We start from the raw sequence: 16,813 nt of genomic DNA, 5'->3' as shown, positions 1-16,813 counted from the left end.
GGCATTTTGCCAATCGGCGGGATTTATTCGACGGTTACGGATTTCGCCAGGTTGCGCGGCTTGTCCACATCCGTGCCGCGTGCGAGGGCGGTGTGGTAGGCGAGGAGCTGCACGGGGATAGTATGCACGACGGGGGACAGTTTGCCGACGTGGCGCGGTGCGCGGATAACGTGCACACCTTCGGTGGCATTAAAATTGCTGTCGAGGTCGGCAAAGACGAAAAGTTCGCCGCCGCGCGCGCCGACTTCCTGCATATTGGCTTTGACTTTGTCCAACAGGCTGTCGTTGGGTGCGATGACGACGACGGGCATGTTTTCGTCCACCAAGGCAAGCGGCCCGTGCTTCAGCTCGCCGGCAGGATAGGCTTCGGCGTGGATGTAGGTGATTTCCTTCAGCTTCAATGCACCTTCGAGGGCAATCGGGTAATGGATGCCGCGCCCTAAAAACAGCGCGCTGGTTTTCTTGGCAAACTGTTGCGCCCATGCGGCAATTTGAGGTTCTAGGTTCAAAGCGTGCTGAACGCTGCCGGGAAGCTGGCGGAGTTCTTCGATGTAACGCGCTTCGTCTTTTTCGGAAACTAAACCGCGTACCTTCGCCAGCGTTACCGCCAAACCGAACAGCGCGACCAGCTGCGTGGTAAACGCTTTGGTCGAGGCGACGCCGATTTCCGCTCCGGCACGGGTATAAAGCACGAGGCTGCTTTCGCGCGGCAGGGCGGATTCCATCACGTTGCAGATGGAGAGGCTGTGGCGGTGTCCCAACGATTTGGCGTATTTCAAAGCCTCCATCGTGTCCAGCGTTTCGCCGGATTGGGAAATGGTAATGACCAGTTGGTCCGGATCGGCAATCACGCTGCGGTATCGGTATTCGCTGGCGATTTCGACATCGGCCGGGATTTTGGCGATGGATTCCAACCAATATTTGGCGGTCAGTGCGGCGTAATAGGACGTGCCGCAGGCAAGGATTTTGACGCTGCGGATGCTTTCAAACACGCTTTTGGCGTTTTTGCCGAAGTTTTCGGGGATGAAGCCGCCGTCGAGGAAAACCTCCGCCGTGTCTGCAATCGCGCGCGGCTGCTCGTGGATTTCCTTTTGCATAAAGTGGCTGTACGGTCCCAGTTCCAAAGAGGCGAGCGAGAGTTCGGATACCTTGACTTTGCGTTCGGCAGGCAGGCCGTTTTTATCGGTCAGCCGTTTGATGCCGTCTGAAGCCAGCAGCGCGATGTCGCCGTCTTCGAGGTACGCCACGCGGCGCGTAAAGGCGATGACGGCGGATACGTCCGAAGCGATAAAGGTTTCATCGTCGCCCAAAGCGACCAAAAGCGGGCAGCCCATACGCGCCACAACTAATTCATCAGGCTTGTCTTGGGCAATAACCGCGATGGCGTATGCGCCGTGGAAACGTTTGACCGCTTCCTGCACTGCTTCAAACAATTTGCCGCCGTTTTGCGCGTATTCGTGATTGATGCTGTGGGCGATGACTTCGGTATCCGTTTGCGATTCAAAACGGTATCCCAAACCTTCCAAGCGTTTGCGTTCGCTTTCAAAGTTTTCGATGATGCCGTTGTGGACGACCGCAATCATACCGCCGCTGATGTGCGGGTGGGCGTTCGGCTCGGTAACGCCGCCGTGTGTCGCCCAACGCGTATGCCCGATGCCGATGCTGCCGCTGATGCCTTTTTCGCGTGCTGCGTCCTCCATAAGCTGCACGCGTCCGACGCGGCGCACGCGTTTGATTTTGCCGTCGGTGTTGACGGCAATGCCTGATGAGTCATAACCCCGGTATTCGAGGCGTTTGAGACCGTCGGTCAGAAAATCGACGACGTTGTGATGGGCGCGGATGGCGCCGACGATACCGCACATAACTGTTCCTTAGTATCCGGTTGAAAAAAAAACAGGCGCGGACGGCTTCCGTGCCGCACCTTCCTCTTCGGATTATAAACCGCCTTCCGCGCCGAAAAACAGCAAAATGCCGTCTGAAGGCTTGGGCTTGCTCAAAAAAGGGAGGGATTTCCCCGCCTGACTGGGATGGGCGTTCAGACGGCATTGCCTGCTGCTGGTTTATAGTTTTTGCAAATCAATATTGACAAGCTGAAAAAAAAAAACAATATACTCGCCCGGTCTTAATGTTAAAGGAGTATGGAAATGAAACAAATGCTTTTGGCCGTCGGCGTGGCGGCGGTGTTGGCGGGCTGCGGCAAGGATGCCGGCGGTTACGAGGGTTATTGGCGCGAAAAATCGGACAAAAAAGAGGGTATGATTGCCGTCAAAAAAGAAAAAGGCAATTACTTCCTTAATAAAATCAACGTGGTTACAGGCGAGGAAGAGTCTTTGCTTTTGTCTGAAAAAGACGGCGCGCTTTCGATAAACACAGGGATAGGGGAAATCCCGATCAAACTTTCCGACGACGGGAAAGAGCTGTATGTCGAACGCAGGCAGTATGTCAAAACCGATGCGGCGATGAAGGACAAAATCATCGCCCACCAGAAAAAGTGCGGACAAACAGTACAGGCATACCTCGACGCGCAAAAGGCGTTGCCGTCAAACCAAACGTATCAGCAGCGTCAGGCGGCGATCGAGCAATTGAAACGGCGGTTTGAAGCCGAGTTCGATGAATTGGAAAAAGAAATCAAATGCAACGGCAGACCTCGGGCATTGTTGCTTTAGCGGAGGATAACCGGGAGGATGCCGCCGCCGAATCGGATGTGCGGTTTCCTGACTGGTACGGGCGGGCGGGAATGTCCGCCTTTTTTTGTTCGGACGCGTTTGAATACCCGTCCGATTCCGATCGTTTGCAAGGGGGTATTTCCGTTCGGGCGGAAATCCATTCCGTCAAATAAAAAAAGGCATTTTGTCCAGCCGGCTTGTGCCTGCGGTATCTCAAAACTTCGCCTTAATGCGCCCGATTGGCCGTGATGGGCTTCAGACGGCATTGTTTTGCCGGTTTACGGCCGATATTCGGGCTTCATGCCGTTGGGTAGAAGCTGCCAGACGTAACCCGGTTCTTTCATTTTACCAGCCGTTTCCCCTGCTTCGTCGCCGTAACCCCAGAAATAATCCACGCGCACCGCGCCTTTAATCGCGCTGCCGGTATCCTGCGCCATAATCAGGCGGTTGAGGGCTTTGCTGGTAACTGGATGGGCGGTGGCGACAAATAAGGGCGCGCCCAAGGTAATGTAGTGCCGGTCGACTGCGCCGGCATACTCGCCCATCAGCGGCGTGCCCAGTGCGCCGACGGGGCCGTCATTGCTGCTTCCGGCAAGCTCTCGGAAAAAGATATAGCTGGGGTTTTGACCCAAAACTTCGGCGAGGCGTTGCGGATTTTGCCGCATATAAGACTTAATGCCCTGCATGGAGGTTTGTCCGAGTTTGAGGTAGCCCTTATCCGCCATGTATTTTCCGATGGAAACATATGGATGCTCGTTTTTGTCGGCATAGCCGATGCGGATGTATTTGCCGGACGGGGTTTTCAGACGGCCCGAGCCTTGGATGTGCATAAAAAAGAGTTCGACGGGGTCTTCGGCGTAACCGAGTATCGGTGCTTTGCCGTCAAGCGCGCCGCCGTTGATTTGGTTTCGCGTGTGGTAGGGGAGGAAGCGGCTTCCTTCAAACCTGCCCTTGATTGCCGTTGTGCGTGCGGTGATGGGGAATCGGGAGAGGTCGGCGGTGTGCGTGCCGCCGGCATTGTCGATTGTGCCGCTGTTTTTCCCCGTCTGCCTGATGCGGACAAGGGCTTTTCCGCTCCGCAAACCGGCAGGCAGGGGGACGGAGATAAAATCGTCGGGAATACCGTAAATCGGGAAGCGGGCCTGTGCCGTCCGTCTGTCGTCGCCCTTCAGTACCGGTTCGTAATAGCCGGTAACCGTGCCGGCAAGGCTTCCGTTGCCTGCAACCTGCCACGGCGTGAAATAGCGTTCAAAAAACTGTTTTGCCTGAAAGGAATGGACGGGGGTTTGAAAGGCTTGGGCACACACATCCTGCCAGCCTTGGCGGTTTTTCAAATTGGCGCAGCCGAGGCGGAAGGATTGCAGGCTTTTGGCGAAATCCTGCGCCGCCCAGTGGGGCAGGGACAGGTGCGGCACAACGGTATAAACGGCCCCGCCGCCGCCGACCGTCGTTCCGGCGGGGTCGGGGATGCCGACCGGCCGGTCCGGGCCGTTGATGACGGATGTGTCGGGTTGCGGAAAGGTTTGGATGCTCTTGCTTTGGCAGGCGGCGAGGATGGCGGCGGCGATGCCGTACAGGGCGGCGCGGAATAGGTATTTTTTCATAATGGACAATGTTGCCGGCAGTAATAAGAAAGATGGTTTCGGGCGGCGTTGCGGCAGCCGTGGAGAGGGGATTTTAACACAGGGCGCAGCTGCAGCCTGCGGAACTTTCCGCCGCGCGGCAATGCAGATAAAAATAACTTGCATTTGTATTTACAAACAATGAAAATATTCCGATAATATATTATTCATCATCCTTGTTCGTTCGCGTTTATGCTGGTCGCTTTTTTAATTATGTTGCGCGAGGGTATCGAAGCCGCGCTCATCGTCGGCATTGTTGCCGGTTTTTTGAAACAGTCCGGACATTCCAAACTGATGCCTAAGGTCTGGTTCGGGGTCGTCCTTGCTTCTTTGATGTGTTTGGGGCTGGGGTACGGAATCCATTCGGCAACGGGCGAGATTCCCCAAAAGCAGCAGGAGTTCGTCGTCGGCATTATCGGTTTGGTTGCTGTCGCGATGCTGACTTATATGATTTTATGGATGAAAAAAGCCGCCCGTTCGATGAAGCGGCAGCTTCAGGACTCTGTGCAGGCGGCTTTGAACCGTGGCAGCGGTCAAGGATGGGCCTTGGTTGGTATGGCGTTTCTTGCCGTGGCGCGCGAAGGTTTGGAGAGCGTTTTTTTCCTGCTTGCTGTATTCAAACAGAGCCCGACGTGGCAGATGCCGGCCGGTGCGGTAGCGGGGGTTTTGGCTGCCGCCGTGATTGGCGCGTTGATTTATCAGGGTGGGATGCGCCTGAATCTGGCGAAGTTTTTCCGTTGGACGGGGGCGTTTTTGATTGCCGTTGCCGCCGGTCTGCTTGCCGGCTCGCTGCGCGCGCTGCATGAGGCAGGTATTTGGAACGCGCTTCAGGATATTGTGTTCGACTCATCAAAATATTTGCACGAAGACAGCCCGTTGGGCGTGCTGCTCGGCGGATTTTTCGGCTATACCGACCATCCGACGCAGGGCGAGGCCTTGGTTTGGCTGCTGTATCTTATTCCCGTCATGACTTGGTTTTTGTGCGGCAGCAGGCCGTCTGAAACTTTAACCCGTAAAGAGGAGCTGAAATGAGAAAATTCAATTTGACCGCATTGTCCGTGATGCTTGCCTTAGGTTTGACTGCGTGCCAGCCGCCGGAGGCGGAGAAAGCTGCGCCGGCCGCGTCCGGTGAGACCCAATCCGCCAACGAGGGCGGTTCGGTCAGTATCGCCGTCAACGACAATGCCTGCGAACCGATGGAACTGACCGTGCCGAGCGGACAGGTTGTGTTCAATATTAAAAACAACAGCGGCCGCAAGCTCGAATGGGAAATCCTGAAAGGCGTGATGGTGGTGGACGAGCGCGAAAACATCGCCCCCGGACTTTCCGATAAAATGACCGTCACCCTGTTGCCGGGCGAATACGAAATGACTTGCGGTCTTTTGACCAATCCGCGCGGCAAGCTGGTGGTAACCGACAGCGGCTTTAAAGACACCGCCAACGAAGCGGATTTGGAAAAACTGTCCCAACCGCTCGCCGATTATAAAGCCTACGTTCAAGGCGAGGTTAAAGAGCTGGTGGCGAAAACCAAAACCTTTACCGAAGCCGTCAAAGCAGGCGACATTGAAAAGGCGAAATCCCTGTTTGCCGACACCCGCGTCCATTACGAACGCATCGAACCGATTGCCGAGCTTTTCAGCGAACTCGACCCCGTCATCGATGCGCGTGAAGACGACTTCAAAGACGGCGCGAAAGATGCCGGATTTACCGGCTTTCACCGTATCGAATACGCCCTTTGGGTGGAAAAAGACGTGTCCGGCGTGAAGGAAATTGCAGCGAAACTGATGACCGATGTCGAAGCCCTGCAAAAAGAAATCGACGCATTGGCGTTTCCTCCGGGCAAGGTGGTCGGCGGCGCGTCCGAACTGATTGAAGAAGTGGCGGGCAGTAAAATCAGCGGCGAAGAAGACCGGTACAGCCACACCGATTTGAGCGACTTCCAAGCCAATGTGGACGGATCGAAAAAAATCGTCGATTTGTTCCGTCCGTTGATCGAGACCAAAAACAAAGCCTTGTTGGAAAAAACCGATACCAACTTCAAACAGGTCAACGAAATTCTGGCGAAATACCGGACTAAAGACGGTTTTGAAACCTACGACAAGCTGGGCGAAGCCGACCGCAAAGCGTTACAGGCCTCTATTAACGCGCTTGCCGAAGACCTTGCCCAACTTCGCGGCATACTCGGCTTGAAATAAGCCGCAAGCGTTCAGACGGTATTTGGCGGCAGATGCCGTCTGAAGTTTTATAGTGGATTAACAAAAACCAGTACGGCATTGCCTCGCCTTGCCTTGCCGTACTATTTATACTGTCTGCGGCTTCGTCGCCTTGTCCTGATTTTTGTTAATCCACTATATCCGCCATATATTGCAGGGCGGAATTTCAACCTGCCGCTATCGGTTAATGGAAAAACGGCGTGCAGGGATACCCATCCTGCTGCACGGATATTGAAGGAAACACCATGAGCAAAAACCAACCCGCACAACCGACCAGGCGCACTCTTTTTAAAACCGCGATCGCAGCTGGAGCAGTCGGCGCAATCGGAGGTTATCTCGGCGGCAAAAAACGGGGCGAAACCGCCGAACGCACCGCCGAAAGCCAACACTCGCCCCAAGCCTATCCCTGCTACGGCGAACATCAGGCAGGCATCGTTACGCCGCAGCAGGCGTTTTCGATTATGTGCGCCTTCGACGTAACCGCGCAAAGTGCCAAGCAGCTGGAAAACCTGTTCCGCACGCTGACCGCCCGCATCGAGTTTCTCACCCAAGGCGGCGAATACCAAGACGGCGACGACAAACTTCCGCCAGCCGGCAGCGGCATTTTGGGCAAAGCCTTCAACCCCGACGGGTTGACCGTTACCGTGGGGGTGGGCAGCAGCCTGTTTGACGGCCGGTTCGGACTCAAAGACAAAAAACCGATTCATTTGCAGGAAATGCGCGACTTCTCCAACGATAAGCTGCAAAAAAGCTGGTGCGACGGCGATTTGAGCCTGCAAATCTGTGCCTTCACCCCCGAAACCTGCCAAGCCGCCCTGCGCGACATCATCAAACACACCGTCCAAACCGCCGTTATCCGCTGGAGTATCGACGGGTGGCAGCCTAAATCCGAACCCGGCGCGATGGCGGCGCGCAACCTGTTGGGCTTCCGCGACGGCACGGGCAACCCCAAAGTTTCCGACCCCAAAACTGCCGACGAGGTTTTGTGGACGGGGGTGGCCGCCAACAGCCTCGACGAACCGGAGTGGGCGAAAAACGGCAGCTATCAGGCAGTCCGCCTTATCCGCCACTTTGTTGAGTTTTGGGACAGGACGCCGCTTCAAGAGCAAACCGACATTTTCGGGCGGCGCAAATACAGCGGCGCGCCGATGGACGGCAAAAAAGAAGCCGACCAACCGGATTTTGCCAAAGACCCCGAGGGGAATACCACGCCCAAAGACAGCCATATACGCCTGGCGAATCCGCGCGATCCCGAGTTCCTTAAAAAACACCGCCTCTTCCGCCGCGCCTACAGCTATTCGCGCGGACTCGCCTCAAGCGGACAGCTTGATGTCGGGCTGGTGTTCGTCTGCTATCAGGCAAACCTTGCCGACGGATTCATCTTCGTGCAAAACCTCCTCAACGGCGAACCGCTGGAAGAATACATCAGCCCCTTCGGCGGCGGCTATTTCTTCGTCTTGCCCGGCGTGGAAAAAGGCGGCTTTTTGGGGCAAGGGCTGCTGGGCGTATAAATCCGCCATATAAAAAACGCCGTCCGAACCTTGCCAAACGGGTTCGGACGGCGTTTCTTGTTTTTGGGCGGTCAGGCTTTTTTGACGAATTCGGATTTTAAATTCATCGCGCTGCCGTCGATTTTGCAGCTGATGTTGTGATCGCCTTCCTGCAGGCGTATGCCTTTGACTTTCGTACCTTGTTTGATCACCATCGAGCTGCCTTTTACCTTGAGGTCTTTGATGAGGATGACGGTATCGCCGTTTTGCAGTGCCGCGCCGTTGGCATCGCGCACTTGAGCCGCAAGGTCGGCGGCGGATTCGGTTTCATTCCATTCGTGGGCGCATTCGGGGCAGATGTATTGTCCGCCGTCTTCATAAGTGTATTCGGAGGCGCATTGTGGGCATGGGGGTAATGACATGGTTTGCAGTCCTTATCTGATATCGGAGGAGTTTGATGCCGTCTGAAACCTGAAACCGGCTTCAGACGGCATAGCTTTATTGTTTGTTTTTTTCAGGCCTCACCCAGCCGTCGATGATGGTTTGGCGGGAGCGGGCGAGGGCGAGTTTGCCGTCTTCGACATTGCGGGTAATCGTGCTGCCCGCGCCGGTGGTTACTTTGTTGCCGATTTTGACGGGGGAGACCAAGACGCAGTTTGAACCGATGCGCACTTCGTCGCCGATGACGGTTTTGTGTTTGTGCACGCCGTCGTAGTTGGCAATAATCGTACCTGCGCCGAAGTTGGTTTTGCTGCCGACTTCGGCATCGCCGATGTAGGTGAGGTGGTTGGCTTTGGTGCCTTTGCCGATGGCGGCGTTTTTGATTTCGACGAAGTTGCCGACGTGTACATCGTCAGCCAGTTTGGCTTGCGGACGCAGGCGGGCATAGGGGCCGATTTGGTTGTTTTCGCCGACTTCGCAGCCTTCGAGGTGGGAGAAGGGGGCGATTTTGCTGTTTGCGCCGATTTTAGCGTTTTTGATGACGCAGTTGGCACCGATTTCGACGTTGTCGCCGAGTTCGATTTTGCCTTCAAAGATACAGTTCACATCAATTACGACATCTTGCCCGTGTTTCAGACGGCCTCGTAAATCGAAACGTGCCGGGTCGCGCAGGGTTACGCCTGCTTTGAGCAATTCTTGCGCCTGTTCAGTTTGGAAGATGCGTTCGAGTTCGGCGAGCTGGAGTTTGTTGTTCACGCCGGCGGCCAGATGGGAGGAGCGGACTTGGACGGGATGAATTTTGATGCCGTCGGCAACGGCTTTGGCAATGAGGTCGGTTAAATAATATTCGCCTTGGGCATTGTTGCTGGAAAGGCTGTTCAACCAGGCTTCGAGTTTGGCGTTGGGCAGGACGAGGATGCCTGTGTTGATTTCTTTCACGGCTTTTTGGGCGGCGTCGGCATCTTTTTCTTCGACAATGGCGGTTACGCTGCCGCTGCCGTCGCGGATGATGCGCCCCAAACCTGACGGGTCGGCGGGCACGTCGGTCAACAGCCCGACTTCGTTGCCTGCGGCTTCGAGCAGGGTTTCGAGGGTTTCAACGTCAATTAAAGGAACGTCGCCGTACAACACCAGCGTGCGGCCTTCGGCGGCAAGGTGGGGCAGGGCGGTTTTGACGGCGTGGCCGGTGCCGAGCTGTTCGGTTTGTTCAACCCAGACGACATCGCGTTTGACGGTGTCCAAAACTTGCTCTTTGCCGTGGCCGACGACGACGCAGATGTTTTGCGGATTCAGCGCGGCGGCGGTGTCGATAACGCGCCCGAGCATTGTTTCGCCGCCGATTTCGTGCAAAACCTTGGGCATTTTGGAATACATGCGCGTGCCTTTGCCGGCGGCGAGGATGACGATGTTTAAAGTGTTTTGCGGCATAGCGTTTTCCTGTGCAATGCCGTCTGAAAGGGCTTCAGACGGCATAGGGTGGGTTTATCGGTTTTGAAATTTGGGCTTTTGCCAGTGTTGGCGATGCTCTTCGTCGGCGTTGTTGCCGGTTTGGTTGGGTAACACGGCATGGCGTTCGGGACGGTATTGGTTGTAGTTCATATTTTTCGAGTAGCTGCCGTCTTGGTAATAAACGGGCGTGCCGGCGGGATATTTTTGACGGACGGCGGTCTTGCCGTTGCCGTCTTGATAAGTTTCCCACGCGCAGCCCGACAAAAGGGCGGCGGCAGTCATCAGGATAAGGAAGGTTTTACGCATAACATTCTTTCGTATTTTCGGGGGGGTGTGCGGGTATTGTAATGATTTTGGCGGTGTTCTGACAAAGTTTCTGCATACCGAGCCAGTTGCGCCATATCGCTTACGGAAGCATCGATAAAGGGCAGGTCGTGCACTTTTGCACCGAACCGGACGGTTTTCATGCCCAATGCTTTTGCCTGATGCAGGTTGTCCGCGCTGTCGTCCACCATAATGCAGCATTCGGGCGGTACGTCCAAAAGGCGGCAGACATTGAGATACGCTTGCGGATTGGGTTTGTACAGCAGCCCGAAATCATCCGTGCCGAACAGTGCGTCGAAACGGTTTTCCAAACCGAGTGCGCCGACAACGGCACGGACGTAAAACGACGGGCCGTTGGAAAAAACCGCCTTGCGCCCGTTCAGACGGCATAGGGTGTTTTCCGTATCCGCCATGCCGTGCAGCCTGGTCAGGATTGCATCGATCGGATGGCTTTCGCGCAAAAATTCGGCGATGTCGATTTCGGGATGGTGGATTTGCAGTCCGGCGAGCGTTGCGCCGTAGCGGTGCCAATAGTCTTGACGCAGGTCGGACGCGGCAGATTCGGAGAGTTTGAGGCGGCGTGCCATATAGCGTGTCATAGCGCGGTTGATGAGTGTGAAGAGGCCGGCATCGGCATTGTGCAGCGTGTTGTCGAGGTCGAACAGCCACACGGTCGGGTTTTCTTGCATTTTGAACCGTGAAAATTTGTTAGAATGTTATTTTACAGCGAATAGAGGAGGACTCGGAATGAAACGGAAAATTTGGCTGCTGCCGCTGCTGGCGGTTTCGGCATACCTGCAGGCGCAGACGGAAGTCAGGCTGGCGGTGCATAAGTCGTTCAGCCTGCCCAAAGGGCTGATTGCGCGTTTCGAGCGGGCAAACGATGCGAAAGTGTCGATTATTCAGGCGGGCGGCGCGAACGAAATGCTCAACAAACTGATTTTGAGCCGCGCCAACCCGATTGCCGACGCGGTGTATGGTTTGGACAACGCCAATATCGGCAAGGCGCGGGAAATGGGCATTTTGGCGGCGGCGCAACCCGAATCCGCCCCCGTCGCGGTCGGGCTGCCTTCGGCTTTGGCGGTCGATTACGGCTATGTGTCCATCAATTACGACAAAAAATGGTTTGAAGGCAAAAAGCTTCCTCTGCCGCAAACCCTGCAGGATTTGACCCGCCCCGAATATAAAAACCTATTGGTCGTGCCGTCCCCCGCCACGTCGTCCCCGGGGCTGGGCTTCCTGATGGCGAACATCAGCGGTCTGGGCGAAGAAGGCGCGTTCAAATGGTGGGCACAGATGCGGCAGAACGGCGTGAAGGTCGCCAAAGGCTGGAGCGAGGCGTATTACACCGACTTTTCGCACAACGGCGGCGCGTATCCGCTGGTGGTCGGTTATGCCGCCAGCCCGGCGGCGGAAGTGTATTTTTCCAAAGGCAAATACAGCGAGCCGCCGACGGGCAACCTGTTTTTAAAAGGCGGCGTATTCCGCCAGGTCGAAGGCGCGGCGGTCTTGAAGGGCGCGAAACAGCCGAAGCTGGCGGCAAAACTGGTGCAATGGCTGCAAAGTCGGGAAGTGCAGCAGGCGGTTCCGTCCGAAATGTGGGTTTACCCCGCCGTCAAAAACACGCGCCTGCCCGACGTGTTCCGCTTCGCCCAAGCCCCGACGCACACCACCGCCCCCGCGCAGCGCGATATTGATGCGAACCAGCGCGGATGGGTTTCCCGTTGGATTAGAACGGTTTTGAAATAAAACAAACATACCGCCCCGCAGGGCTTCATACGGCATTTTTACACCTGTGCCGATTACGCCGCACGGGGCGGATGTTCGATCAAGAGGAAAACAATGGACTTCAAACAATTTGATTTTTTACACCTGATCAGTGTTTCCGGTTGGGAGCATCTGGCTGAAAAGGCGTGGGCGTTCGGGCTGAACCTTGCCGCCGCGCTGCTTATTTTTTTGGTCGGAAAATGGGCGGCGAAACGCATTGTCGCTGTGATGAGGGCGGCGATGACGCGCGCGCAGGTCGATGCCACGCTGATTAGTTTTTTGTGTAATGTTGCCAATATCGGCTTATTGATTTTGGTGATTATTGCCGCATTGGGCAGATTGGGCGTTTCCACAACATCCGTAACCGCCTTAATCGGCGGCGCGGGTTTGGCGGTGGCGTTGTCCTTGAAAGACCAGCTGTCCAATTTTGCCGCCGGCGCGCTGATTATCCTGTTCCGCCCGTTCAAAGTCGGCGATTTTATCCGCGTCGGCGGTTTTGAAGGATATGTCCGAGAGATTAAAATGGTGCAGACTTCTTTGCGGACGACCGACAACGAAGAAGTCGTGCTGCCCAACAGCGTGGTGATGGGCAACAGCATCGTCAACCGTTCCACACTGCCGCTGTGCCGCGCCCAAGTGATAGTCGGCGTCGATTACAACTGCGATTTGAAAGTGGCGAAAGAGGCGGTGTTGAAAGCCGCCGTCGAACACCCCTTGAGCGTTCAAAACGAAGAGCGGCAGGCCGCCGCCTACATCACCGCCTTGGGCGACAATGCCATCGAAATCACATTATGGGCTTGGGCAAACGAAGCAGACCGCTGGACGCTGCAATGCGACTTGAACGAACAAGTGGTCGAAAACCTCCGCAAAGTCAATATCAACATCCCGTTCCCGCAACGCGACATACACATCATCAATTCTTAAACGCCGTCTGAAAGAGGAGTGGGAAATGGACGCGCTGCACACCATCGCCCGAAACCTGACGAAAAAACGTCAAACCGTAAGCTGTGCCGAATCCTGCACGGGTGGGCTGCTTGCCGCCGTATTCACAAGCGTTGCAGGCAGTTCGCAATGGTTCGATCAAAGTTTTGTAACATACAGCAACAAAGCCAAAGAAGACCGCTTGGGCGTGTTGCCCGAAACCCTGCTCGAACACGGCGCGGTCAGCCGCCAAACCGTCTATGAGATGGCGCGCGGCGCGAAAGCCGTGGCGCAGGCGGATTACGCCGTCGGTATTTCCGGCATCGCCGGTCCGGGCGGCGGCAGCGAAAGCAAACCCGTCGGCACGGTTTGGTTCGGGTTTGCCTTTCCGGGCGGAAGTTGCGAAGCAATGCGCCGTTTTGACGGCAACCGCGAATCCGTCCGCGCGCAGGCGGTCGCCTTCGCGTTGGAACGGTTGGCGGGGCTGATTGAAAACGGCGGCGATGCCGTCTAAACAAAATCTCCGTCTGGACAAAATCCCCGCCGGATAAAAAATACCGTCTGAAACGTTGCAGGTTTCAGACGGTATTTTGTCGGGTTAGGCGGCGGTGCGGCTTATTTCACTTTACTCTTCAACGCGCCGTAGCCTGCCGCGTCCATTTGTTCCAGCGGGATGAATTTCAAGCTCGCGCCGTTGATGCAGTAGCGCAGTCCGCCTTTGTCGCGCGGGCCGTCGGGGAAGACGTACCCCAAGTGTGAGTCGGCGGCGTGGCTGCGCACTTCGGTGCGGCGCATGTTGTAGCTGAAATCATCGTGTTCGGTAACGGATTTTGCATCAATCGGGCGCGTGAAGCTCGGCCAGCCGCAGCCGGAATCATATTTGTCGGCGGAGCTGAACAAAGGTTCGCCGCTGACAACGTCCACATAAATGCCGGGTTTGAACAAATGGTCGTATTCGTGGCTGAAGGCATATTCGGTCGCGCTGTTTTGGGTAACTTGGTATTGCTCTTCGGTCAGGGTGCGTTTGAGTTCGGCGTCACTCGGTTTTTTATACGTTGCCGCGTCGAAGCCTTTGCCTTGCGGGGCGGTCTTGGTTTTGCCCGGCAGCGGTTCGTCGGCTTTGCGGATATCGATGTGGCAGTAGCCGTTGGGGTTTTTAATCAGGTAGTCCTGATGGTATTCCTCGGCATCGTAGAAGTTTTTCAGCGGCTCGTTTTCAACAACGAGGGGCAGTTGGTATTTTTGCTGCTCGCGTTTGAGGGCGGCGGCGATGACGGCTTTTTCGGCGGGGTCGGTGTAGTACACGCCGCTGCGGTATTGCGTACCGGTGTCGTTGCCCTGTTTGTTGAGGCTGGTCGGATCAACGACGCGGAAGAAATATTGCAGGATGTCGTCTAGGCTGAGTTTGTCGGCATCGTAGGTCACTTTAACGGTTTCGGCGTGGCCCGTATGGCGGTAGGACACGTCTTCATAGCTCGGATTTTTCGTGTTGCCGTTGGCGTAGCCGGATACCGCGTCAACCACGCCGTCGATGCGTTGGAAATAGGCTTCCAAGCCCCAGAAGCAGCCGCCGGCGAGGTAAATGGTGCGCGTGTTCATGATTTTTGAATCCTTTTTCTGAGTGTCGGGTTTGTAGAACGAATGTTTCAAACTGCCCAAATCGGCATTCGGGTCGCGGATTAACGCCAACGCCTGCGCTTCGTTGATGCTGCCTTTGACGATGCGCTGCACGTCGCCGTCTTTACCGATTAACGCCCACGAAGGGTAAACGCTGATATTCAGGCTTTGGGCGATCGTGCCGCCGTTGTCGGTTACGACGGGCAGCTTGGGATAATTCAAACCGGCATACCATTTTTGGAAGTCGCCGTCTTTTTTCTCGTGCAAAAAGCCCGGAGACGCGACGGTAATCAGGTTGGCGGAGCTGAATTTTGCATCTTGCGCCCATTTTTCGGTCTGTCCCAATTCGGACAGACACAAAGGACACCAGCTTGCCCAAAATTTAATCAGCGTCGGTTTGTCTTTTTTCAAGTAAACACTGGCGGGGCGGTTGTCTGCGGTTTTCAAAGTGGATAAAGTGTGCGGCACGGTCGCGGCTCCGGCATCGACGATTTTGGGCGAACAAGCACCCAGCGCAAGCAGGCAGCCGAACTTGGCGCAAAGGGAAAAGAAAGTACGGTGTTTCATTTTAATGTTTCCTGTGTGGACGGTTTGCATGATTAGACGTTTGAGATGCCGAAACCTTACAGCCCGGATTTTCAGACAACCTTGCCGCGCAAAATACGCTACAATACACCCTATTTCAAGTTTCTAAAATTAAAAGGAAAATTCAATGTTCAGCTTCTTCCGTCGCAAGAAAAAACAGGAAACGCCGGCTCCCGAGGAGGCTCAAGTTCAGGAAACTGCAGCAAAAGCAGAATCCGAAGTTACTCAAATAGTTGAAAATATTAAAGAAGAAGTCGAATCTTTAACGGAAAGCGTCAAAGGGCAGGTCGAATCGGCTGTTGAAACCGTCAGCGGTGCGGTTGAACAGGTAAAGGAAACCGTTGCCGAGATGCTGTCTGAAGCAGAGGAAGCGGCGGAAAAAGCAGCGGAACAAGTCGAAGCGGCAAAAGAAGCCGTTGCCGAAACCGTCGGCGAGGCTGTCGGGCAAGTTCAAGAAGCCGTTGCGACAACTGAAGAACACAAGCTCGGTTGGGCGGCGCGTTTGAAACAAGGTTTGACCAAATCGCGCGACAAAATGGCGAAATCGCTGGCGGGCGTGTTCGGCGGCGGACAAATCGACGAAGATTTGTACGAAGAGCTGGAAACCGTGCTGATTACCAGCGATATGGGCATGGAAGCCACCGAATACCTGATGAAAGACGTGCGCGACCGCGTCAGCCTCAAAGGGCTGAAAGACGGCAACGAATTGCGCGGCGCGTTGAAAGAAGCCTTGTACGACCTGATTAAGCCTCTGGAGAAACCTTTGGTTTTGCCCGAAACCAAAGAGCCGTTTGTCATCATGCTTGCCGGCATCAACGGCGCGGGCAAAACCACGTCTATCGGTAAACTCGCCAAATATTTCCAAGCGCAGGGCAAATCTGTGCTGCTTGCCGCCGGCGACACCTTCCGCGCCGCCGCCCGTGAGCAGCTTCAAGCTTGGGGCGAACGCAACAACGTAACCGTGATTTCGCAAACCACGGGCGATTCCGCCGCCGTGTGCTTCGATGCCGTCCAAGCCGCCAAAGCGCGCGGCATCGACATTGTGCTGGCCGACACCGCCGGCCGCCTGCCCACGCAGCTTCATTTGATGGAAGAAATCAAAAAAGTGAAACGCGTGCTGCAAAAAGCCATGCCCGACGCGCCGCACGAAATCATCGTCGTGCTTGATGCCAACATCGGGCAAAACGCCGTCAACCAAGTCAAAGCCTTTGACGACGCATTAGGGCTGACCGGTTTAATCGTGACCAAACTCGACGGCACGGCAAAAGGCGGCATCCTCGCCGCGCTTGCCTCCGACCGCCCCGTCCCCGTCCGCTATATCGGCGTGGGCGAAGGCATAGACGATTTGCGCCCGTTTGACGCGCGCGCGTTTGTGGACGCACTGCTGGATTGAGCCGAAATGCCGTCCGAAAACAGCAGACCGATGCCGTCATTCCCGCGCAGGCGGGAATCCAGACCTTGGGATAACGGCAATATTCAAAGTTTATAAAAGACCCGTCATTCCCGCGCAGGCGGGAATCTAGACCTTGGGATAACAGCAATATTCAAAGGTTATAAAAGACCTGTCATTCCCGCGCAGGCGGGAATCTAGAACCATCGGCACGGAAACTTATCGGGTAAACGGTTTCTTGAGATTCCGCGTCCTAGATTCCCACTTTCGTGGGAATGACGGGATTTTAGGTTTCTGATTTTGTTTTTCTGTTTTTGTAGGAATGATG

At 55.4% G+C, this 16,813-nt stretch carries 15 protein-coding genes; 8 read left to right on the top strand and 7 right to left on the bottom strand.

Features of this window, described 5'->3' with window-relative positions; genetic code table 11:
• Positions 1-23: 23 nt before the first annotated feature.
• Positions 24-1,862, bottom strand: a complete 1,839-nt coding sequence (gene glmS / locus IUJ45_RS06235; protein WP_002249529.1) for a glutamine--fructose-6-phosphate transaminase (isomerizing) — start codon at positions 1,860-1,862, stop codon at positions 24-26.
• Positions 1,863-2,144: 282 nt separating this feature from the next.
• Here glmS and IUJ45_RS06230 point away from each other — a divergent pair, with 282 nt between their 5' ends.
• A complete protein-coding gene (locus IUJ45_RS06230) occupies positions 2,145-2,666 on the top strand; it encodes a hypothetical protein (protein WP_002246549.1) in 522 nt (173 codons plus the stop codon).
• Positions 2,667-2,944: 278 nt separating this feature from the next.
• Here the strand turns inward: IUJ45_RS06230 and mltA are convergent, their stop codons facing one another.
• Positions 2,945-4,270: a murein transglycosylase A gene (gene mltA / locus IUJ45_RS06225; RefSeq protein WP_002246548.1), complete on the bottom strand. Its 1,326-nt coding sequence runs from the start codon at positions 4,268-4,270 to the stop codon at positions 2,945-2,947.
• A 210-nt stretch (positions 4,271-4,480) separates the two neighbouring features.
• On the opposite strand from mltA, the gene efeU reads away from it, so the two are divergent.
• From efeU to efeB, 3 genes are all read left to right on the top strand, one after another.
• The gene (efeU, locus tag IUJ45_RS06220) at positions 4,481-5,320 is read left to right on the top strand and encodes an iron uptake transporter permease EfeU (RefSeq protein WP_014580467.1); all 840 of its coding nucleotides are present in this window, start codon (positions 4,481-4,483) and stop codon (positions 5,318-5,320) included.
• The gene (gene efeO, locus IUJ45_RS06215; protein WP_002218467.1) at positions 5,317-6,483 is read left to right on the top strand and encodes an iron uptake system protein EfeO; all 1,167 of its coding nucleotides are present in this window, start codon (positions 5,317-5,319) and stop codon (positions 6,481-6,483) included. The genes efeU and efeO overlap by 4 nt, the downstream gene beginning before the upstream one ends.
• A 263-nt stretch (positions 6,484-6,746) precedes the next feature.
• Entirely contained in the window at positions 6,747-8,012 is a 1,266-nt protein-coding gene (gene efeB, locus IUJ45_RS06210) for an iron uptake transporter deferrochelatase/peroxidase subunit (protein ID WP_002216156.1), read from the top strand.
• 71 nt (positions 8,013-8,083) lie between these two features.
• Here the strand turns inward: efeB and IUJ45_RS06205 are convergent, their stop codons facing one another.
• The 4 genes from IUJ45_RS06205 to IUJ45_RS06190 all read right to left on the bottom strand — a co-directional run bounded on the left by IUJ45_RS06205 (position 8,084) and on the right by IUJ45_RS06190 (position 10,894).
• Positions 8,084-8,413, bottom strand: a complete 330-nt coding sequence (locus tag IUJ45_RS06205; protein ID WP_002216158.1) for a zinc ribbon domain-containing protein YjdM — start codon at positions 8,411-8,413, stop codon at positions 8,084-8,086.
• 76 nt (positions 8,414-8,489) lie between these two features.
• Complete coding sequence (glmU, locus tag IUJ45_RS06200) at positions 8,490-9,860, bottom strand: bifunctional UDP-N-acetylglucosamine diphosphorylase/glucosamine-1-phosphate N-acetyltransferase GlmU (RefSeq protein ID WP_082308718.1); 1,371 nt, start codon at positions 9,858-9,860, stop codon at positions 8,490-8,492.
• A gap of 54 nt (positions 9,861-9,914) precedes the next feature.
• A complete protein-coding gene (locus IUJ45_RS06195; RefSeq protein ID WP_002233354.1) occupies positions 9,915-10,187 on the bottom strand; it encodes a hypothetical protein in 273 nt (90 codons plus the stop codon).
• Positions 10,163-10,894: a pyrimidine 5'-nucleotidase gene (locus tag IUJ45_RS06190; RefSeq protein WP_002246545.1), complete on the bottom strand. Its 732-nt coding sequence runs from the start codon at positions 10,892-10,894 to the stop codon at positions 10,163-10,165. The genes IUJ45_RS06195 and IUJ45_RS06190 overlap by 25 nt, the downstream gene beginning before the upstream one ends.
• Before the next feature lie 58 nt (positions 10,895-10,952).
• On the opposite strand from IUJ45_RS06190, the gene IUJ45_RS06185 reads away from it, so the two are divergent.
• The 3 genes from IUJ45_RS06185 to IUJ45_RS06175 all read left to right on the top strand — a co-directional run bounded on the left by IUJ45_RS06185 (position 10,953) and on the right by IUJ45_RS06175 (position 13,407).
• Positions 10,953-11,954 carry a thiamine ABC transporter substrate-binding protein gene (locus IUJ45_RS06185; protein WP_002220087.1) on the top strand — a complete coding sequence of 334 codons (1,002 nt, stop codon included), beginning with the start codon at positions 10,953-10,955 and terminating at the stop codon, positions 11,952-11,954.
• A 93-nt stretch (positions 11,955-12,047) separates the two neighbouring features.
• Positions 12,048-12,896 carry a mechanosensitive ion channel family protein gene (locus IUJ45_RS06180; protein ID WP_002215243.1) on the top strand — a complete coding sequence of 283 codons (849 nt, stop codon included), beginning with the start codon at positions 12,048-12,050 and terminating at the stop codon, positions 12,894-12,896.
• A gap of 25 nt (positions 12,897-12,921) precedes the next feature.
• Positions 12,922-13,407 carry a CinA family protein gene (locus IUJ45_RS06175; protein WP_002221794.1) on the top strand — a complete coding sequence of 162 codons (486 nt, stop codon included), beginning with the start codon at positions 12,922-12,924 and terminating at the stop codon, positions 13,405-13,407.
• Positions 13,408-13,508: 101 nt separating this feature from the next.
• Here the strand turns inward: IUJ45_RS06175 and msrAB are convergent, their stop codons facing one another.
• The gene (msrAB, locus tag IUJ45_RS06170; RefSeq protein WP_082308717.1) at positions 13,509-15,077 is read right to left on the bottom strand and encodes a bifunctional peptide-methionine (S)-S-oxide reductase MsrA/peptide-methionine (R)-S-oxide reductase MsrB; all 1,569 of its coding nucleotides are present in this window, start codon (positions 15,075-15,077) and stop codon (positions 13,509-13,511) included.
• Between the two features lie 145 nt (positions 15,078-15,222).
• Between msrAB and ftsY the strand changes: the two genes are divergently transcribed.
• Positions 15,223-16,488 (top strand): signal recognition particle-docking protein FtsY, encoded by a 1,266-nt coding sequence (gene ftsY, locus IUJ45_RS06165; protein WP_002228837.1) that lies wholly within the window; start codon positions 15,223-15,225, stop codon positions 16,486-16,488.
• Positions 16,489-16,813: the final 325 nt, after the last annotated feature.

The sequence above is a fragment of the Neisseria meningitidis genome, from assembly GCF_022869645.1.
In the GTDB taxonomy this organism is placed as follows: Bacteria; Pseudomonadota; Gammaproteobacteria; order Burkholderiales; family Neisseriaceae; genus Neisseria; species Neisseria meningitidis.
The sequence above is the reverse complement of the archived record's forward strand: the minus strand, read 5'-3'. Positions and strand labels throughout refer to the sequence as shown.

Coding starts and splice junctions, on each gene's coding strand:
- glmS (WP_002249529.1), bottom strand. CDS start 1,862: ATGTGCGGTATCGTCGGCGCCATCCGCGCCCATCACAACGTCGTCGAT.
- IUJ45_RS06230 (WP_002246549.1), top strand. CDS start 2,145: ATGAAACAAATGCTTTTGGCCGTCGGCGTGGCGGCGGTGTTGGCGGGC.
- mltA (WP_002246548.1), bottom strand. CDS start 4,270: ATGAAAAAATACCTATTCCGCGCCGCCCTGTACGGCATCGCCGCCGCC.
- efeU (WP_014580467.1), top strand. CDS start 4,481: ATGCTGGTCGCTTTTTTAATTATGTTGCGCGAGGGTATCGAAGCCGCG.
- efeO (WP_002218467.1), top strand. CDS start 5,317: ATGAGAAAATTCAATTTGACCGCATTGTCCGTGATGCTTGCCTTAGGT.
- efeB (WP_002216156.1), top strand. CDS start 6,747: ATGAGCAAAAACCAACCCGCACAACCGACCAGGCGCACTCTTTTTAAA.
- IUJ45_RS06205 (WP_002216158.1), bottom strand. CDS start 8,413: ATGTCATTACCCCCATGCCCACAATGCGCCTCCGAATACACTTATGAA.
- glmU (WP_082308718.1), bottom strand. CDS start 9,860: ATGCCGCAAAACACTTTAAACATCGTCATCCTCGCCGCCGGCAAAGGC.
- IUJ45_RS06195 (WP_002233354.1), bottom strand. CDS start 10,187: ATGCGTAAAACCTTCCTTATCCTGATGACTGCCGCCGCCCTTTTGTCG.
- IUJ45_RS06190 (WP_002246545.1), bottom strand. CDS start 10,894: ATGCAAGAAAACCCGACCGTGTGGCTGTTCGACCTCGACAACACGCTG.
- IUJ45_RS06185 (WP_002220087.1), top strand. CDS start 10,953: ATGAAACGGAAAATTTGGCTGCTGCCGCTGCTGGCGGTTTCGGCATAC.
- IUJ45_RS06180 (WP_002215243.1), top strand. CDS start 12,048: ATGGACTTCAAACAATTTGATTTTTTACACCTGATCAGTGTTTCCGGT.
- IUJ45_RS06175 (WP_002221794.1), top strand. CDS start 12,922: ATGGACGCGCTGCACACCATCGCCCGAAACCTGACGAAAAAACGTCAA.
- msrAB (WP_082308717.1), bottom strand. CDS start 15,077: ATGAAACACCGTACTTTCTTTTCCCTTTGCGCCAAGTTCGGCTGCCTG.
- ftsY (WP_002228837.1), top strand. CDS start 15,223: ATGTTCAGCTTCTTCCGTCGCAAGAAAAAACAGGAAACGCCGGCTCCC.